At 37.0% G+C, this 19,414-nt stretch carries 20 protein-coding genes; 1 reads left to right on the forward strand and 19 read right to left on the reverse strand.

Annotated features, from left to right (window positions below):
• Nucleotides 1-119 precede the first annotated feature (119 nt).
• From ppsA to B1NLA3E_RS13860, 5 genes are all read right to left on the reverse strand, one after another.
• The gene (ppsA, locus tag B1NLA3E_RS13840) at nucleotides 120-2,735 is read right to left on the reverse strand and encodes a phosphoenolpyruvate synthase (protein ID WP_015594458.1); all 2,616 of its coding nucleotides are present in this window, start codon (nucleotides 2,733-2,735) and stop codon (nucleotides 120-122) included.
• Nucleotides 2,736-3,158: 423 nt separating this feature from the next.
• Nucleotides 3,159-3,566, reverse strand: a complete 408-nt coding sequence (locus B1NLA3E_RS13845) for a cupin domain-containing protein (protein ID WP_236619676.1) — start codon at nucleotides 3,564-3,566, stop codon at nucleotides 3,159-3,161.
• Nucleotides 3,567-3,587: 21 nt separating this feature from the next.
• Entirely contained in the window at nucleotides 3,588-3,908 is a 321-nt protein-coding gene (locus tag B1NLA3E_RS13850; protein WP_015594460.1) for a carboxymuconolactone decarboxylase family protein, read from the reverse strand.
• Between the two features lie 274 nt (nucleotides 3,909-4,182).
• Nucleotides 4,183-5,280, reverse strand: a complete 1,098-nt coding sequence (locus B1NLA3E_RS13855) for an MBL fold metallo-hydrolase (RefSeq protein ID WP_041581112.1) — start codon at nucleotides 5,278-5,280, stop codon at nucleotides 4,183-4,185.
• Between the two features lie 323 nt (nucleotides 5,281-5,603).
• Nucleotides 5,604-6,644: an NAD(P)-dependent alcohol dehydrogenase gene (locus B1NLA3E_RS13860; RefSeq protein WP_015594462.1), complete on the reverse strand. Its 1,041-nt coding sequence runs from the start codon at nucleotides 6,642-6,644 to the stop codon at nucleotides 5,604-5,606.
• Nucleotides 6,645-6,940: 296 nt separating this feature from the next.
• On the opposite strand from B1NLA3E_RS13860, the gene B1NLA3E_RS13865 reads away from it, so the two are divergent.
• Nucleotides 6,941-7,357, forward strand: coding sequence for a MerR family transcriptional regulator (locus B1NLA3E_RS13865; protein WP_041580539.1), 417 nt, complete (start codon nucleotides 6,941-6,943; stop codon nucleotides 7,355-7,357).
• Nucleotides 7,358-7,591: 234 nt separating this feature from the next.
• Here B1NLA3E_RS13865 and B1NLA3E_RS13870 read toward each other — a convergent pair whose 3' ends face one another.
• From B1NLA3E_RS13870 to B1NLA3E_RS25355, 14 genes are all read right to left on the reverse strand, one after another.
• Nucleotides 7,592-8,128 carry a cyclophilin-like fold protein gene (locus B1NLA3E_RS13870; RefSeq protein ID WP_015594464.1) on the reverse strand — a complete coding sequence of 179 codons (537 nt, stop codon included), beginning with the start codon at nucleotides 8,126-8,128 and terminating at the stop codon, nucleotides 7,592-7,594.
• 207 nt (nucleotides 8,129-8,335) lie between these two features.
• The gene (locus B1NLA3E_RS13875) at nucleotides 8,336-8,908 is read right to left on the reverse strand and encodes a sugar O-acetyltransferase (protein ID WP_015594465.1); all 573 of its coding nucleotides are present in this window, start codon (nucleotides 8,906-8,908) and stop codon (nucleotides 8,336-8,338) included.
• 38 nt (nucleotides 8,909-8,946) lie between these two features.
• On the reverse strand, nucleotides 8,947-9,072 hold the full coding sequence (locus B1NLA3E_RS25835) for a hypothetical protein (protein ID WP_268870635.1): 126 nt from the start codon (nucleotides 9,070-9,072) through the stop codon (nucleotides 8,947-8,949).
• A gap of 238 nt (nucleotides 9,073-9,310) precedes the next feature.
• The gene (locus tag B1NLA3E_RS13880; protein WP_015594466.1) at nucleotides 9,311-9,646 is read right to left on the reverse strand and encodes a hypothetical protein; all 336 of its coding nucleotides are present in this window, start codon (nucleotides 9,644-9,646) and stop codon (nucleotides 9,311-9,313) included.
• A 117-nt stretch (nucleotides 9,647-9,763) separates the two neighbouring features.
• Entirely contained in the window at nucleotides 9,764-10,978 is a 1,215-nt protein-coding gene (locus B1NLA3E_RS13885) for an aminotransferase-like domain-containing protein (RefSeq protein WP_015594467.1), read from the reverse strand.
• 74 nt (nucleotides 10,979-11,052) lie between these two features.
• The gene (locus B1NLA3E_RS13890) at nucleotides 11,053-12,381 is read right to left on the reverse strand and encodes an MFS transporter (RefSeq protein WP_442852666.1); all 1,329 of its coding nucleotides are present in this window, start codon (nucleotides 12,379-12,381) and stop codon (nucleotides 11,053-11,055) included.
• A 115-nt stretch (nucleotides 12,382-12,496) separates the two neighbouring features.
• On the reverse strand, nucleotides 12,497-13,885 hold the full coding sequence (locus B1NLA3E_RS13895; protein WP_015594469.1) for an aminotransferase-like domain-containing protein: 1,389 nt from the start codon (nucleotides 13,883-13,885) through the stop codon (nucleotides 12,497-12,499).
• A gap of 358 nt (nucleotides 13,886-14,243) precedes the next feature.
• Nucleotides 14,244-14,573: a hypothetical protein gene (locus B1NLA3E_RS13900; protein ID WP_041580540.1), complete on the reverse strand. Its 330-nt coding sequence runs from the start codon at nucleotides 14,571-14,573 to the stop codon at nucleotides 14,244-14,246.
• Between the two features lie 292 nt (nucleotides 14,574-14,865).
• Complete coding sequence (locus B1NLA3E_RS24075; RefSeq protein ID WP_015594471.1) at nucleotides 14,866-15,042, reverse strand: DUF4083 domain-containing protein; 177 nt, start codon at nucleotides 15,040-15,042, stop codon at nucleotides 14,866-14,868.
• A gap of 163 nt (nucleotides 15,043-15,205) precedes the next feature.
• Nucleotides 15,206-15,415, reverse strand: a complete 210-nt coding sequence (locus B1NLA3E_RS13905; RefSeq protein ID WP_015594472.1) for a hypothetical protein — start codon at nucleotides 15,413-15,415, stop codon at nucleotides 15,206-15,208.
• Between the two features lie 268 nt (nucleotides 15,416-15,683).
• Complete coding sequence (locus tag B1NLA3E_RS13910) at nucleotides 15,684-16,229, reverse strand: GNAT family N-acetyltransferase (protein WP_015594473.1); 546 nt, start codon at nucleotides 16,227-16,229, stop codon at nucleotides 15,684-15,686.
• Nucleotides 16,230-16,611: 382 nt separating this feature from the next.
• A complete protein-coding gene (locus tag B1NLA3E_RS13915; RefSeq protein WP_015594474.1) occupies nucleotides 16,612-17,943 on the reverse strand; it encodes a cytochrome b in 1,332 nt (443 codons plus the stop codon).
• Nucleotides 17,940-18,413: a ubiquinol-cytochrome c reductase iron-sulfur subunit gene (locus tag B1NLA3E_RS13920; protein ID WP_015594475.1), complete on the reverse strand. Its 474-nt coding sequence runs from the start codon at nucleotides 18,411-18,413 to the stop codon at nucleotides 17,940-17,942. The genes B1NLA3E_RS13915 and B1NLA3E_RS13920 overlap by 4 nt, the downstream gene beginning before the upstream one ends.
• A 400-nt stretch (nucleotides 18,414-18,813) precedes the next feature.
• Nucleotides 18,814-19,302 carry a hypothetical protein gene (locus B1NLA3E_RS25355; RefSeq protein ID WP_015594476.1) on the reverse strand — a complete coding sequence of 163 codons (489 nt, stop codon included), beginning with the start codon at nucleotides 19,300-19,302 and terminating at the stop codon, nucleotides 18,814-18,816.
• Nucleotides 19,303-19,414: the final 112 nt, after the last annotated feature.

Here is a 19,414-nt window from a genome sequence, read left to right on the forward strand (position 1 = left end):
GAGGATATACAGGTGGTCCAAACAACGGATTATCCGTATATCCTCCTTTATTCCATGCCTACTCTAAAAAGGTAACCACTTGTGCGATGCTATTAATTATTTCTGGACGTATTCAGCAATTACAATATTTCGATATACCCTTCTGTTCCGTTGACAAGAATTCGTTGCCCATCTTTTATCAGATTGGTAGCATTCTCCACTCCAACAACTGCTGGTAAGCCATATTCTCGCGCAATTACTGCTCCATGGGTCATCAGTCCACCAACTTCGGTGACAAGGCCTTTTATAGATACAAACAATGGTGTCCAGCTAGGGTCAGTAAAGGATGTGACTAATATATCTCCATCTTCTAGATCAGCATCTTCCATGTTTAAGATGACACGTGCACGTCCCTCTATAACTCCAGAAGAAACAGGTAGACCTACAATCGCTTCAGCTGGGAGATTTTCTCTTTTATATTTACCTTTAATGATTTCACCATCAGATGTAATAACACGTGGGGGAGTTAGCTTTTCATAAAATTTGTACTCGTCTTTTCGTTTACTGATAATCTGGTAATCCAGTGTATTTGTGCGTACGACATCGCGAAGTTCTTCAAAGGTGAGATAGTATATATCTTCTTTTTCATGAATAACTTCTTTCTGTACGAGTTTTTCGACTTCTTTCAATAAAGCCTGCTTGTAAACGAAGTAACGATTAATCATACCGTATTTTGGATATTCACGGTAACCAATGAAATTCCGGATTAGGTCAATCATTCTTTTAGTTTCTTTGGTTTTTTGTTCACCATCCGGTAATTGCTGCAATCGATCTAATAACTCTTGTTCTTTTTTCAAAGCTTCTAGTCGCCCTTGCTCAAATTTTCGATTGCTGGCATTAGGCTCAAAGTTTTTGATGTTACTAAGAATCATGGGAACAAGCGTAGTTGGTTTTTCGCTCCAACGAGTTTTAGTAATATCGATTTCTCCGACACATCGCATTCCATATTTGTTAAGATAAGCAATTATTGACTCTTGGGTTTCCTGTCCCCCCTCAAACCTAACCAGTTCATCCAAAAAATTATCATCTTTTACATGTTGTAAATATTCAATTATTTCTGGAAAAGGACGAAACACATCGGCGACATCCAATAGCGCCAGACCCATTTCCGAAGTAATATTGTTTGGTACAGATTTAGAAAGCGTGTCTGCAACGTTTTTCTCACCCAACCAATCATTCATTTTTTCATTAATCCATGATGTAGCATTTATAGCAGCCATGAAAACAGCTGTACTTTGTGGGTCAAATAGAATCCTCTTTAGCTCTTGGATATCCTCGAGAATAAAATCAAATAAATCCAATCCGGATTTCGTTTGAATGTTTTGTTTTAGCTCTGTTATCGATGTTTGACTTTTCTTAATCAAATCAGAAACGATTGTCGGGTCGTTTTCGATTTGTGCCCCTGCATCAGAAGACGACACACTTTTATTACTTTTTCCGGAACTCTGTTCTTGATTATCATTTGGTACCAATTTTATAAAATCCCGCTCTATTATGGTCATAAGTACGTCCTTACTGAGCGGATCATGTTGTCCCATACCATCTAATAATGTTTTTCTGCTATTAGGTGAAGCCAGCATTTTTGTAACATCAACATACAACCATCCACCAGCTTTAAACCTGTGTCCAAAAGATGTTAGCTGGTATATCGACATCCCCAATGGTTTCAAGGGGTCGGTCATCATTTGTTGATGACCGACCGATAAGTAAACGTGATTTTCTTCATCACTCGCTTCAGGGATGGGGAAAAGAGTAGTTATTGGTCGACTCTGGACAATATAAAATATATCATCAACCAAACACCATTCGATGTCTTGGGGACTGCCGAAATATGCTTCGATCCTTCTACCAATGCTTGCCAGTTGTAAAATCTGTTGATCAGTAAGGGTTTGAGTCTTTTGAAGATTGGGATCGACCTGCAAGGTCTCTGTCCCGCCTTCTTTTAGGCCATAAATAGCCAGTTTTTTTGTTCCTATCATCTTATCTACGATTTCTTGATCCTTTACTTTATAGTTATCGGCAGAGACCAAGCCGGAGACCAGTGCTTCTCCAAGTCCAAAACTGGCATCTATGGATAGCAACTTTCGGTTGGAAGTAATCGGATCAGCGGTAAATAATATCCCTGAAGCCTGTGGGATATCCACCATTCTTTGAACGATAACGGATAAATAAACTTGACTGTGGTCAAATCCATTTTGTATACGGTAGATTACAGCGCGATCCGTAAATAGGGAAGCCCAGCATTTGCCGATATGCTGTAAGATGGCATCGACGCCGATGATATTTAAATAGGTGTCTTGTTGACCAGCAAAAGAGGCATGGGGTAAATCTTCAGCAGTCGCACTAGAACGCACTGCATAAGCATGTTCATCTCCAAATTTGGAGAGATAGTGAGTAACTGCGCCCACAACATCGGAAGGAATTTCTACATCCATAATGATTTGTCTAATCTTCCTGCTGATTTCACTAATTTGATCTCGATCTTCTACTTTTAGCATGGTTAGTCGATCCAACAAAGCATGATACGTTTCGTTTTGTTCGATGGCTTTTTGATATCCCACTGTTGTAACACAAAATCCTTCAGGTACTTGTATTCCTTCAACTTTTGATAATTCCCCTAAATTTAACCCTTTTCCGCCAACGAGCGAAAGCTGAGTTTTTTCCATTTCCTGAAAATCGAGAACCAAAGGACCCATTCTATCTCTCCTAACCATTAATGTTCTATTGATTTTAGCAGTAGTAAATGAGAATTATAAGTCTATATTAACCATTTTTTAAATGTTATAATTAAATTAGGAAGAGTTCTTATTTTCCCCATGATACCAATCGCTTATTAAACAAACCCGCTCCGTTAGTTCAGTAACTTCAACAAAAAAGAGCATCAATCCTATTTGGATCAACACCCCGTTGTGAACCTAATTCTAACATCTTACTTATTTGCGTTTGAAACCAAGATCCCCTCTATTAATTTCTTTTTGAATACTTTCGTAAGAGTTTAGGTATTGAGAAAAATACCCTTAAAAAATGAAGGGCGTAGATTGTATTCAAAAGGCATCCGTATGAGCATTCGGATGCCTTTGAATACAAATCTGACAGTTCCCTATGAGCAACTGAGTTATTTATTTCACTTTATTTGCTACTGCGTACTGCTCATCATTTACTGGCTCAAACCATTCAGTTTCTGGTTTGCTTGGGTCACCTGAAGCTGCTAAATGAACAAACCATGAATCATCTGCAGCACCATGCCAATGTTTTACACCGGCTGGAATATTTACAACGTCTCCCGCTTTTAAGCGTTGAGCGGGTTCCGCTTCAGCTTGATAGTAACCTTCACCAGCAGTAACAAACAATAATTGCCCACCTGCATGAGAATGCCAGTTATTACGGCAACCCGGTTCAAAAGTTACGTTTCCAATGGCATTTGGTCCTGGTGTGAGCATTTTCAAATAACTTTTCCCAACAAAAAATTGAGAATACGGGTTTGGTTCTCCAACATCGAATAAAACCGTGTCTTTCATGTCATTGATAATCATAAGCTTAGTCCTCCCTTAGTCCTTATAAATTTCTTTTGCTATATTAAAAGCTGACCATGCTTTAGGCCACCCACAGTAAAAGGCTAAGTGTGTAATCACTTCAACCAGTTCTTCTTTTGTGACTCCGTTCGCTTTCGCTTTCATCATATGGCCTTGTAATTGTTCGAAGTTCCCGCCAGAAAGAAGCGCTGAAACAGTAATCATACTGCGATCTCTCGAGCTCAACTCTGTTTCTCGACTCCATACTTGTCCAAACAATACATCATCGTTTAATTCTGCAAATTTCGGTGCAAACTCACCTAACAAATCCCGTCCTGCTGTTACTTTTTCGGGCATTCTAATTCCTCCTATACTTTAAATACGATTTTCTACTATAAATTCTCAGTAAAGAATGCTTCCAACTTGTCAAAATGAAAACAATGTCCCTTTCCTCAACACGCTCTTCTTTTTTCACTTGCAAACCAATGTTAAACCTTATAGTTAACTCTAAGTCAATTCTTTGTTTTTAAAATTTCCCAAACCTTTTTATATGTATTTTATTGCTAAAAATGCACACAAAAAAAGAGCACAATTCTTTTGGTATAGCGCCTGTTCGTCATTCTTTGCCAAATTACTTTTTCCACCATGATGAAACAGAAATAGGCAACCTTCTATCCAATGGAACCGTTTCACCGATTTGTGGAGCGATGAGATTCACATCATTTTTATTTGCCTCTTTTAATGCTCGTTCTATTGGTTCTATCCAACCGTGATTCGCAAGGGTAAAAGCACCCCAATGCATTAACATCATATGCTTGCCTCTTACATCTATATTAGCCTGGACAGATTCTTCAGGAAACATATGAGCCCAAGACCAGCGTCTATCATATTGCCCGCCTTCAATTAAAGCGATATCGAAAGGTCCATATTTTTTTCCAATATCTTTAAAATGGGCATCATAGCCACCATCTCCACTTGTAAAGAAACGTATTTGTTTTCCAAGAATGACCCAACCACCCCAAAGGGTCGTATCTCGATTCAAAATCCCTCTTCCAGAGAAATGTTTGGAGGGGGTTAATGCAATGGTTAAACCTTGGAACTCAGTTTCATCCCACCAATTGAGCTCTGTAATTTTGTCTTTTGCAACACCCCATCGAATCAGATGATTACTTACACCATAAGGAACGAAGAAATGACCGACCTTGCTCTTTAGCTTTCTTATAGATTGATAATCTAAGTGATCATAATGATCATGTGTAATAAAGACAGCATCAATAGGAGGCATTTCTTCAATAATATCCAATAAATCTTTGCTGTAGCGTTTAGGTCCTACAAAGGAAACGGGTGAAGCTATGGGTCCCAGCATGGGATCAATAAGTATCTTTTTATTATCGATACTAAGTAAAAAAGCAGAATGTCCAAACCAAGTTAAACTATCTTCTTTACTATTAATTTTGTTCCAATCAAGCTCAGAAATAGGAATTTGACCAGCGGGATTGGTTTGATTACCAACTGAATTAGAGTCCTTAAATGTTGATGGGCTATTAGATGCACTCCCGGTCATCTTTTTTGTTACCCGATATACAAATTTCCCGTTATCATAATTATCAAACGAACTGTATACCACTTTTTGCTCCTTACTTGGATTACCGCCGAAAGCTGGATGTATGTTTATAAACAATGAAATGACAACTCCTAATACAACTATTAAGACCAAGAAATAAATCAGTATTTTCTTTATTATTCTTCGTTTCGCTTTTGGTTTACCATAACTGTTCAATTTCTGTATTGTAGTAATTTCTTCTGTATTCGACATTTTATCCCCCTCCTTTCAAGCAAAGATAACAATCAAGACCGCTATAATACAAATGAATTTGTGGATTGGTTTGGTAAAAATTTTGATAAATTAAACTCAGTGACTACATTCAATCTTGCATATAATGCTGCCATTGTTCCTGATGAAGCAATATATATATATATATAAAGGATGTCCCAAAAGCAGGCTTTTGGGACACCCTCGAAATTACCATTAGAATTTTTTATTTACGCAAATCACATTGTGCTGATGTCAATTACGAAACGATACTTTACATCTGAAGCTAATACACGTTCGTAAGCTTCATCAATTTGGTCGGCTGAAATTACTTCAATCTTAGGAACAATGTTATGTTTTGCACAGAAATCTAACATTTCCTGAGTCTCACGGATTCCTCCAATCATCGAACCTGCAAAGGAGCGGCGATGACCGATGAGAGAGAACACATTTAATGATAATGGCTCTGCAGGCGCACCAACATTTACTAGAGTTCCATCTAGACTTAACAATGAGAGGTAAGCACTAATATCGATTTTTGCACTTACCGTGTTAATGATCAGGTCAAAAGTACCGGCAAGTTTCTCGAATGTTTCAGGGGCGCTTGTGGCATAGTAGTTGTCAGCGCCGAATTGCAAGCCATCTTCCATCTTATTCAATGTTTGTGACAGAACCGTAACTTCTGCACCCATGGCATGTGCAATCTTAACAGCCATATGACCAAGACCGCCCAAACCAACAACCGCAACTTTCTTACCTGGACCTGCTCCCCAATGGTTTAGTGGCGAATAAGTCGTAATACCTGCGCAAAGTAATGGTGCAGCTACATCAAGTTCAATGTTGTCAGGTATTCTAACTATGAAGTCCTCAGTTACGACTATATGAGTAGAATAACCACCTTGAGTTGGCTCGCCGTACTTGTCAACACCTGCATATGTAGGGACATTGCCTTTTAGACAGTATTGTTCTTCTCCTTTGCGGCAGTTTTCACATTCACCACAGGAATCAACCATACATCCGACCCCTACCCGGTCACCAATCTTGTACTTTGTTACATTTGCTCCTACATCCGTAACAATTCCTGCAATCTCGTGTCCAGGTACGAGTGGATAGTTAACTGGGCCCCATTCGCCGTGCGCAGTATGGATGTCGGAATGACATATACCTGCATATTTTATTTCAATCAGAACATCTTGCGAATCAAGATCACGTCTTTTAATTTCAGCAGCTCGAAACGATTTGTCTGGACCGTCTACAGCTCGTGCTTTAGCAGTTATCATTAATAAAACCTCCAATAATTTTTTTCCAAGAGGATGTGCTTGTACCGAGAATAAATGCATAACTCAGGGTGAAAATCCCTCTCTTTCATTTCTACCCTAATTTTATTCTCTTGGAAACAATATTAATCCTTATAGTTAACTCTAAGTCAATACCTTATTTAAAGAACTTAATATTTTTAAGTCTACTTTCGCTAGAATGTTAAAGTAACATTTGACAATTAGCATAGAACATGATAAATTCCCTACAGTCATAGAGTTAACTCGAAATCTATATCATGAAGAATAGGAGATAAATGATGAAGACATATTCTATCAGCGAAGCTGCAAAAGAATTGAATCTTACACCCTATACCTTGCGTTACTACGACAAGGAGGGACTAATGCCTTTTGTAGAACGGACACTTAGTGGAAACCGATTATTTAAGGAATCCGATATCAGCGCTTTAAAAATAATTGAATGTCTGAAATCCACCGGGATGCCAATTAAGGAAATTAAAAATTTCATAGATTGGTGTTCTGATGGGGATTCCACGTTGCAACAAAGATATGACATGTTTATAGATCGAAAAGCTATTGTAGAGGCACAGATAGAAGAATTGAAAAAAACAATGGAAGTCATCGAGTATAAATGCAGCTATTACAAGTCTGCATTGGATGCCGGAACGGAAGATTTTCATAAAATTGATAAAGTAGGAGTTACTATTAATAGTTAACAAAACCACCTGTATTCATGTTTGTTGTTCCAGTAAGGTCCAACCACCGCAAAGGGTCGTATCTCTATTAAAAATCCACTTTTGAAAAATGTTTTGGAGGGTGTTTATGCATTAAGGAACAAGGTAAGCTGCCCCAAAAAAGTTGGGGCAGCCTTGTTACATAATTTTACTTTTATATCTTAAGAGTTAAATATAATATAATTTGAACATTAAATTAAATTTACCATCTTAACCTTATTCACTGACGGAAAATGTAACCTTTACACTACCTGAACCTAGGGCTTCAGAAAGACCTGTGGTGTTGTCAATGTGACCGAGTTTTACATAGCTGTAGGAAGTATTGAATGTCTTGTAGAAAAGAACAAGACAGTTGTTTCCATAAAGCATTAAATCGCCTTCTTTGATCCTTCCCGGACTGGTGGACGTATCTGAGCGCAGATTACCGGATAAATAATTATATTTTTCATTGCCGTTAAGTTCTGACATATCTACTGTTAGCGGTAGCTGTTTAACAAGCGCTATAGCAGTATTGTGGTCCTCAAGAGTTGCCGTGAATTTCCTATTTCCGACTATGATATTTATGGTAATCATTTTTTTCACTGTTGACTTCTCCTTCGCACTATCAGTTTGGTTTTTATTGTGTTCATCGGTTGAGTTATTTTTAGAAACAGCAGATGTTTCAGATGATGTATTGTTTTCTGCACTATTACTACACCCTGAAAAAATAAAAATAACAGAAATTGTAAAAAATACCAGAAGGATTTTCTTCATTCTATTTTCTCCTCAATAAGCTATTAGGAAAGTATTAAACAAAAAAAATACTGCCCCAAAATTTTGTGAATGGGCAGTTGATGATTTAACATACTTGGAAGGGTGGTTGAATAATCCACTCATTGATCTCAACTTCTAATGGCTACTTTATGGAAAAAGCCTGCTTTCACCAATGGATCGGAAGTTCATGTGAACATCACTTTTAAATCAATTATTAATTTCTTTTATGACTTTCGCTGGCACTCCTGCCACAACTGTATTTTTAGGGACATCCTTAGTGACAACTGCTCCTGCCGCAACAACTGAATTGTCGCCAATCGTAACACCAGGTAGTATTGTTGCGTTAGACCCAATCCATACGTTCTTACCTATTATAACTGGAGAGGGATATGTTATGTTTCTTGTTTCTATTGACAATCCATGATTAAGTGTAGCAATGGTGACATTCATACCAATCATTGAACCGTCTCCTATACTAATACCACCTCTGTCTTGAAATGAACATCCTATGTTAAAAAAGACGTTTCTACCAATAGTGATATTTTTTCCAAAATCAGTATAAAATGGCGGAAAACACATAAAAGAAGAATCAACTTTGGTGCCTGTCAGTTCACTAAATATCTCTGCTATTTCTTCTCTTGAATGATAGGAAGTATTCAATCCCATAGTTATCCTTTGAGCTTCATAACTACATTGTACTAATAATCCATGTAATTCTTTATCCTCACCTGAAATTGGATTGCCCTTCTTACAAAAATCTATAAAATCCCTCTTGTCCATTTTTTTAAAACACCTATCTTTATTTGCTAATTTTTTAATTATATTGGTTGTTTTGTTGGGCCAATATTCATATTACTAACATAGACTCTGTCAGGTATAACGTAAGCAACTGCTTGAGCAATATCTCCTACCAATAGTCCCCCTTTCTTTTTTACCTCTAGCAAAACAATATTAACCCTTATAGTTAACTCTAGGTCAATACCTTATTTTTAAAAATTTATATACAATTTCAAGGTATTAAAAAGCCGACTGATCCTTAATAGAGACCAATCGGCTATACGAGATTTTTTCTATGTTTTCAACACACAATTCTATATGTTAAGCGTCTACACTCTATGCTTTACTCGCCTGTTTAGCGTGTAATTTTTTACATTGCTAATTTAAATACATTTTATCAAAGTGTTATTTGATTTTCCCGTTTCCTTTGAGTCCTACAATCAAGAGAACAAGTAAAAATCCACACACCGCTCCGAGAATTCCTCCAATGATAGCACCGATTTCTCCAACTGCTTCGTATCCACGCAATCCAAGGAATACAAAGTCTACATAATAGTTACCGCCCAAATTCATTCCTATAAACAATCCGATTATAATACCAGCAATAAAGAATAGTGAAAACATAATAGTTAAAATAACTAGCCCTGTTCGATTAACTTTTCTATTTAAGTAAGAATAAAGAGAATAAAAAATAAGTACATATATTAATGCATGAATTAACAAGGGTATTAAGGTTGCCATCCAAATTCCCCCTCAAAAAAACCTTTTATATCTCAATAATTCACCTATCTTCAATCTTCATTATATGTCCTAATCTTTTTACTGTTAAGTAACAAATGTTGTTTAACAGAAACTCTTTTATAATTCTCTTTTAAAAAAAGTATTCTCTTTCTCTAATTTACGATGCACTATTTCTCCTATACGCTTCATGCCCTCATTGATTTTGTCTATAGGCATATTCGAGTAATTTAAACGTAAAGTATTTTTCTTAGTTCCATTCGGAAAAAATGGGGCACCAGGAACAAACGCAACATTATTTTCCAAACATTCAGCGAATAATTCCCCCGAATCAACAGAATCAGGGAGCTCCACCCAAATAAATAATCCGCCTTCTGGCTTACTATAGGCCAAATTCTTAGGAAAAAATTCTTCAATACAAGATAACATAGCTGTGCATCTTTCTTTATAAACAGCTTTGATTGTATTAACGTGCTCTTCGATGTCGTAAAGTTCCATATACTTTGCTGTAATTCTTTGAGCAAAGCTGTCCGTATGCAAGTCAGCTATTTGCTTAAAAGAAACATACTTATCAATAAAAGTCTTATCTGCACAAATCCACCCAAGTCGAAGACCGGGAGCAAAAATCTTAGAGAAAGTGCTTAAATAAATTACTCTGCTCTCTGTGTCAAAATGTTTCACAGGTGGGAGTGGCTCTCCAGCAAATCTTACAGCTCCATAGGGGTTATCCTCTACAATCAGTACATCATATTGATTAGCAAGCTCAATCATTCTTTTTCGTCTTTCAAGTTTCAATGTACGACCTGTAGGGTTTTGAAAATCCGGGATAGTATAGATAAATTTTGCATCAGGATGTTCTTGCAACTTTTTCTCAAGTTCTTCCATAACCATTCCATCATCATCCATGGATACTTCAACAAATTTAGCATTATATGACTTGAAAACGTTAATTGCTGCAAGATAGGTTGGGCTTTCACAAATAATAGTATCTCCCTCATTGATAAATAATCTTCCAGTAAGGTCGATTGCTTGCTGGGACCCTGATGTGATAAGAACATTTTCAATAGTAGAGTTGATCCCGATAACTTTCATCCTTTGAACAATAAATTCTCTTAAAGGAATATATCCTTCAGTCGTGCTATATTGAAGGGAAGCCGCACCCTCTTCATTCAATACAGCATTGCATGCACCCTTAAGAGCTTCTACTGGAAACAACTCTGGAGCGGGCAGTCCTCCCGCAAAAGAGATTACTTCTGGTCTTTCTGTTACTTTTAAAATTTCACGTGTCTCAGAGGATTTTACTAAACGAGCTCTCTCTGCAAATTTATTCCCCATATATAACCACCCCTTTTTTTATTTTTGCAATTGATTACGATTAACAATTATTTTAAAAGAATAATAGGCTACCTTTACTCTGTTATCTCTATTTTGTTAGACCTTCTTTGAGTGCTACCTGCCCCAATAACAATTGGAATAAGCAGTAATGAAAGCACAGCACCAGCAATTGAAAGAGTTGCATAACTGGAGTGTGCTACAACCATTCCAGATAAACCTCCTCCTAATGCTCCCGACAAAGCAATCAAAACATCTACAGAACCCTGCGTCTTAGCCCGAGTAGAAGGTGGAGTTGAATCTACAAGAATCGCTGTGCCACTAATTAAACCAAAATTCCAGCCAAGTCCAAGTAAAGCAAGTGCTGTTATGAGCACTACCATCGAATCAGCAGGTCCCACAGCAGCTAAAATGCCAGAAACAAATAGTGTAATGGCAGAAGCAATAGCCATAAAAGTACGGCCAATTTTATCAACAAGAAAACCAGTTACTAACGAAGGCAAAAACATAGCACCTATATGAAATCCAATGACAAGTCCTACTTCATTCAACCCATGTTCATGGTGTCCCATATGTATGGGTGTCATCGTCATAATTGCCAACATCACAAATTGAGTGAGAACCATTACTGCAGCTCCTGCAAAAATGCCTCGTCTGTTTATTGATAACAATTTTGAATTTTCCCCTAAAAGTAAATTACTGGATGTTCTTTGAGCATCAGATATTGCTTTTGCAACAATAAAGGGATCAGGACGAAGTAAAATGAATAGAACTAAACCAGCTACTATATACGCTGCAGCAGCTAATATAAATGGACCAGCTAAAGCAGGAACTCCTATGGATATAGCAAACTCACCCATTACATCCACCAGGTTTGGGCCAGCAACAGCACCGAATGTAGTGGAAACCATGGCCATACTAATAGCCTTTGCTCTTTGTGCCCGGTTTGCCAAGTCAGTTCCTGCGTAGCGTGCTTGTAAGTTTGTAGCCGTTCCAGCCCCGTAGATAAGCAGTGAAGTAAATAAAAGTAGAATGCTATTCATTAATGCTGCAATAACTACTCCAATCGCACCAATACCTCCAGCCAAAAATCCTACCGCAAGTCCAGTACGACGACCAAATCTCTGAGAAAATCGTCCCACTAGTAGTGCAGCACCTGCTGATCCCAAAGTAAATAGAGCCGTCGGAATTCCAGTTACACTGTCTGTACCTAACATATTTTGCGCTAGAAGTGCCCCTACTGTTATTCCTGCTGCAAGTCCTGCTCCTCCAAAAATTTGGGATATGACAACAACAATTAATGTTCTTTTATATAATTGTTGTTGTTTTTCTGAAGAACGAATGTAGCTTTGTAGCGAAGCTGTTTGGGCGGCTACCGCTTTTACACTATCTTTATGTAACATAATCTACCCTACCTTTCTAGAACCCTGATTCTATTTTCCATTAAACCCCTAGCTATATTTGAAACATCATAACACGCACTAAAAAACCATACAATATTTAATTGTATGGCGAACAATATTAGGTAAGATCGTTTAGCAAACATTTAAGGATCATCAATCCTTGCTCAAGCTCTTCGGGGGTTTTTGGTGCACATACAGATACTCTGACAGCCCTTTCCGGGCAACTATTTCCAACTACAAACCGTTCAGCTGCATACACTTGTACCCCATGCTGTGCAGCTAACAATTCAAATTCAGCCCCTGTAATCTTTCCTGGTAATAACAACCAACGGAAGATGCCTGTCTGATCACCTAAGCACGTAAAGTCTGCCAGATATCGATCTACGATTTGGTTTCTGCGAATCGTTTGTTCCAGATGACCCTCAATTAAGACTTCAAATTGATTTGATACAATCGTACGTGCTGTCAGTTCTGCTAATAACGGGGAAACCGTAATATTTAAATTATAAAGTGCCTTAGAAATTGGCTCCTTAAATTGATCTGGAACCGCTACATATGCTAATCGTAACCCTAGAGCTAAGACTTTCGATAAACTTGCAATATAGATGACCTGTTCTGGGGCAAATGATGCGAGTGCTGGAAGAGGTTTTTTACCCAGAAGATGGTATGAGGCATCTTCAATAATGAACTGTTTATATTTTTTTGCAATAGCTGCAATCATTTTTCGATTCTCAACAGACATAAAGGAAGCTGTCGGATTATGATAATCTGGGATCAAATAAATGCCTTTAATATTATCATTTTTACATGCATACTCAAAAGCCGTTGGACTCATTTCATAGTTCTCTGATTTTATCGGTACTATTTGTACACTAAGCATAGCTGCAACAGTTTTTAACCCAGCGTATGTATGATGGTCCACACCAATGCGATCTCCTGGCTTACAAAGACTTGCCAATGTAGCAGCAATCGCATTTTGGCCCCCATTTGCAAATAAAATGTGATCAATGGTTGTTTCAAACCCACCTCTTCGGATTAGCTTTATAGCTGCATCCTTTTGCCAAAGGCTTTCGCCTGCCCTACCATAACCAAACCATTTTTCATAATCTGTCTCTTGGAGCATACTTTTTAATTGGAGTAGCAGTGGCTCGTAAGAATCATTATCTGGCAGTGTTGCTCCCATTTCAATTAAGTGCCTCGGCTTTGTATCTTCAAGTAAATACGCATTCGATAACGCATCATACGATACAAATGTGCCACTTCCAACAGATGCACTTAGCAAGCCCTTTAACTCACACACTTTAAAAGCTTTTGAAATGGTACTTAAATTTAAATCCAAATAATCAGCCAGTTCTCTCTGTGGAGGAAGTTTTGTTCCAGGTAATAAAACTCCATTTAATATATCCTGTTCCAATTGCCGTGCGAGTGCTTGATAAATAGGCTTAGCAGTTTTATCAATCGATGGCTTCCAGCTCATTGGATAGTTCTCAAAAGAATTAATCGGCATGATACGCATCCTTTTTCACACAATTATATGGTTGAGGCGTTTATAAAACAATTATAATTTTCTTTTTATTCTTTGCCTATTCGTGAATATCCGAGTAGCCAATCCTTGAGTATGAATTTATCCGTAAATTTAACCAATGAACCTTTTGAACTAACCTACCACGATTTAGGTACAAACATTTACTACATCTAAGTTATTACTCCAGTAAATGGTCATAATATGGGGAAAATCACTTTCTTTATTACATGAAAGCTTCTGATTGCTGAGCAACAAATTATACATATAGTTAATCAATTAATTTTCCACGATACATTTTTTCACGATTTCACGTTCAATATATTCTTAAATGATTCGGACCTTATACTTCAGGAATAACTCCGGCAATTAGTAGGATGAAGATGATTAGGCCCATTAGCATAAAAGTTAGAGATGCCAAGAACACAGGCCCTTTTCTGAAGACAAGTTCCGATCTTTTTTGGATAATGCCTGTCATGGCGCTAGCCTCGCTTTCACTATACTTCGTAAAATTACCTCCACTGCTTGAAAACCAAAAGACGATTACAGAAAAAGTGACTCCTCCAATAAACATTATTTCAATGAATCTGATAGATAATTTCTCTGCAACAAAATAGGTGATGGCTGTTTCCACAATCAACGATATTACATAAATAATTAGAGGCTTTTTCATCTTATTTCCTCCTACTTGGTAGTTGTTCTGACATCTCGCCTTAACTTCCTTATTTTTAACAGAATCCGAAAATGCCAGCAAAATAACAACTTCAGATCTACGAGGATAATATAAATTCAAAAAGATTAATTATTATTTATGGGTGCTGTACAAACAAAAATGGACACTGATCCCTTTTTTTAGAATCGTGGCCTTTAATAGATAACTAAGATATTGACTCAGACTTAAAATATTCTACCGCTACCCACCCTTTAGTAAAGATAGTTCTTACAATCTCACAAATACTGCCATGTTATTCTTTATTTTCCTTTTCAAGTAGTTCAATTATCCTATCCAGCTTTTGTTCTAGTACCTTTGAATTGGTAGGATTTTTTATGACAATTGAACGAATAACAAAATAAACAGCAAAAACTATTCCAAGCAACAAAATAAAAATAATTAGCTGAAATAACAAATCACCAAAATTCATATTTACCCTCCACTATGTTTTGGATAATAGTTCTATTTTAATTATTAGGTCTTGATATATCTTCTTGCTTAAAAGCAAACCTTCTCTTAACTAAAACAAGTATCAGGGCTTTTACCTTGACCAGCCCTACTTTCATTATAGGTACCCTTTTATTCACTAGGTTTTACTTGTCATTATCCAAATCACTTTCAAGAAATGACTTTTTATTCCCATTAATCCCATGCTTTTTTTCGATAAATTGACCAATCAAAGACTTGTTTATACCATCTCTGATTGCTGTTGAAATTACTAAATACAAAATAAATAAACCAACAATCCAAAGAATAACATTAAAAACCAGAACTAAACCTGGTACACCGATATTTGAAAACATAATTCCCCCCAATTAATTCTAATAATATCAGTAATTTACTATTTTATGGTAACTCATATAGTTTGATGGGGGTTCATAAAAAATTGAAAATTTTATGATTATTATTTTCAAGTAAATGGCCTTAACATGATGAAAAAGGCGCGATCATCCTTTTGATAATCCGCCTGATAGCTGAAGATTGGTGCTGATTTTTTATTGAAGGAGCCCCCTGCTTTACTTCTTATTTATTGTAAAGCTCCCATAAATTGAATAACCATTTCTATGAATGTCATTCATTGAATCTCCCCATAACAATGGTGTTATAGTATTCACCATCGGAAAGCATTTTGTCTTTTTTTAATATGCCTTCGATTTCAAAGCCATGCTTTTTGTAAAGCTCAATGGCTCTACCGTTTGTTTCTAAGACATTCAAAGTCATTTTTTTAATACAATTAGAGTCAGCCCAAGCGATAGACTCCTTCAAAAGATTTTTTCCGATTCGATATCCCCAAAAATGTTTGAGTACGCACACACCGAATTCTACTTTATGGGAGAATCTCATAAGGTAAGTTCCTTCACATCTTGAGAACCCAATAATACCCTCACTAGCCACAGCAACCAAAAATAAATTTCTTGAACTTACTGTGTCCGTATGTATAACCCTTTTAAATCCAGGTACATCTATGAAAGCCTCTCCTTTTTCTCTGTCCATATTCTCCGTTTCTCCATCAATTTGTAGCCTTAATGCGGACAAATCTTTTGCATCGTTTTCGATGGAAGACCTTATGGTATACGTCAATCCATTCACATGATATTCCTGATTATCAATTATCATTTGTTTAACCTATCCTTATTTATAAAATAAGTAGATGTTTATGAACTCTTCTGTCTGTCTTTAATATAAATACATCCCATCATATACTCCATGGAAGAAATCAATAATCCTTCTTAAGCTACGGGTGCGGTAGTTTAACAAGCTAAAGGCAGCAATCAAAATCATTATCTTTATCTTCCACATCCGAACAATATTAAGGTTTAATCCGCTTGCCCCACAATTTCCGGTTATGAAACTGTGCCATGCCTCGAAAAAAACAGGATAGTCAAATGATCCATTTGAGAAACGGAGTCATTCAACCAACCTAAATTAGGATTTATCATTAATTTCAAAGTTAAAACTATAACAATTTATAGTGCATTATCATGAATGTCGTAAAATTTTAATTATTCTTTGCCCCATCCTGAATCCAGTTTTTAAAAGTTTGAATCGTATCATTACTCAAAGGTTGTCCAGGAGGCATCGGGAATTTCATTTTACCTGTCAAACTATCATATAGCAGGCTATTATCAGGATTTCCAGGAGTTATTTCCTTCGAAATTCCAGAATAGCTTCCGTATCCAGGATGACATTGGGTGCAAGAAGTCTGAAAAATAGGTAGAATGTCTTTTTGAAAACTTGGATGGGTAACTACGCCCGTCGAGGCTAAAGTCTTAGGTTCAGAACTCATTCCTTGATAGGTTAGAATACCTAGCCCTATCATTATTACCGCTGCCACACCCAGTGCAATGGGTCTTTTCTTAGGTGTACGACTCGGATTACGATCAATCCATGGCAAGAAAAATAACACAAGAATCCCTATCAAAGGTAGCCCCACCATCGCTAGGACATCCAACTTCCCAGGAAAAAACTTTAGAAGTTGATATACACCCATGAAATACCAGGCAGGCTTAGGGGTATAGTTTTCCATGTTTAATGGATCCGCTGGATCGCCCAAATCCTTAGGAAAATAACCAGCTAGAATGAAAAGGGCAGCTGCATTAATTAAAATAAAAAAAGCCATCCGAAAAGCTTCATTTGGATAAAAAGGACGTGACTTTTGGGTTATATCTTCCCCCCTCTGTTTTGCTTTAGTAAGTTCGTCTGTAGAAGTCATACCTTGACGAAGAACAAAAAAGATATGAGGCAAGAAAGATAATAAGATAATCCCAGGGAGAACAAGTATATGGATTGCGAAGAACCGGGTTAATGTCGCTCCCGTTACGTTTACGCCATCCCGCAAAACCTGTATCAGATAATCCCCGATAAATGGAACATAACCTGCCATTGCCGTACCGACATTCGTTGCCCAATATCCCTCTTGATCCCAAGGTAAAAGATAACCTGTAAATCCTAATGCAACAGTTCCCAGAAGCAGAATTACTCCTGAAACCCAGGTTAACTCACGGGGGTATTTATAAGCACCGACATAGAATACACGAAGCAAATGTATAACCACTAAAACAATCATGAAATCTGCTCCCCATGCATGTAAGGAGCGAACAAAATTCTCAGCACCCGAAGCTTCTATAGCCTTGACGCTGTTGTATGCTTCATTAGCTGAAGGTATGTATACTGTAGCCAATAATATTCCCGTAATCGCTTCATTAATAAAAGCAAATAAAGTAGCAAAGCCTAAATAGTCTAAAAAATTACTTCGTTTAGGAGCAGGGTGCTTAAACATTGAGTCTAGAAGTTCCTGAACCCTTAATCTTTCTTCAAGCCATTTTCTCAAACCAACCTTCCCCCTACTCTTACAGAATTTCCTTGAACTTGAATAACCCGGCGTTGTAAAGGTTTTGGTATTGGTCCAAAGAGAACATTTCCTTTAATATCAAATCCTCCCCCATGACATGGACAAATGAATGTTTTCGATGCATCTTCGTAATTTACCGCGCACTGTAAATGGGTGCAGAGAAATTCTAGAGCAAGCCATCCTTCGTTTCCCATGTTGAGTACGTAGATGCCTTCTTCGACGGCACTCCCCTGATAAGTAATTAATTTAGGAACACCTTCCTCAAAATCGGACACTTTCCCTACTTCTTTTAGCGTTTCTGCATTGGCTACCGGTGGTTCTAGAAATTTCCCAGCCGCACCAATATAACCCATTGCGATTGCAGTTCCTGCTGCACCAACACCAAGAGATAAAAAACGTCGGCGCGATATTCCCGGTTCTGTTTTCTCATTCATTGGTTTCTTTCCCATAGATTCCAACCTCTCGTCATTCTAGTTTGGGCAATCACCATTATCAACACCAAAATCATTAGGCGATAACCATAATATCAACAAGCGATAAATTCAGCATTTAATATTCCCATGCCTAACCAGTCGGAATGGGGGATGCAACTGACCAATTAGAAAAAATCCCTCCTCGTATTTAACTTCACCTGAGAGTAACATGGGACGGTAAGGCTTACAATAGCCTTGATTGGTATTTCACATTGTTGTAATATTTATCCTTTTATAAGTCATTGAAGTGAGAACAAAGGAGGTTTTGGTTAAATTTCCTTTAAAAAGGGAATATATTGGAAAAGACCATATTAATGAAAAGCCCCTATTACCTATATAAAAAAGAGATCCTTCATGATTGAAGAATCCACACCCATTAGCTTAGCAAGATATTTTTATATAAGTTTAGACATATAGTATTCATCAACAAATTCTCCGTCAAAAAAAGGCGAATGTCTTTTAGTTCCTTCAATACAGAGATAAAACCAGCTAAGCTAGTCAGTGAGAAATCGGAACTTATTAATTGAATTACAAAAAGTCGGATGAATAAAGGTGTATTTAGTAAAATTAGAAATGGACTTAGAGCTACACAAAGTGATGGAATCCCTATCACAGAAAGTTTCACCCAATCAACTTGCAATTGTTTTTTATGTATTTTATCAGATAATAATTGTGGTAGACGAATGATTATACCCATAAAAATAGGAAAAAACACATTAAACGCCATAAGAGGAACTACCTTAAAATACTGAGCTTGGTAATCTTTTAATCTTAATTGAATTTCAGTACCTAAATAAAGTAAAAGAATAATAACTAATTTCCAAATAAAATATCTAATAAAGCTTTTAATACTATCCCCTCCCATTCTCACTTTATATTAATATTTCCATTTATTAATAAATATTTATTTTTGGAGAAAGGAAAACCCCGTTAGTACCAACTGTCACAGATAAGTTCCAAGATAATAGACCCAAAAT

This window comes from Bacillus sp. 1NLA3E (assembly GCF_000242895.2).
GTDB lineage: Bacteria > Bacillota > Bacilli > Bacillales > Cytobacillaceae > Bacillus_BU.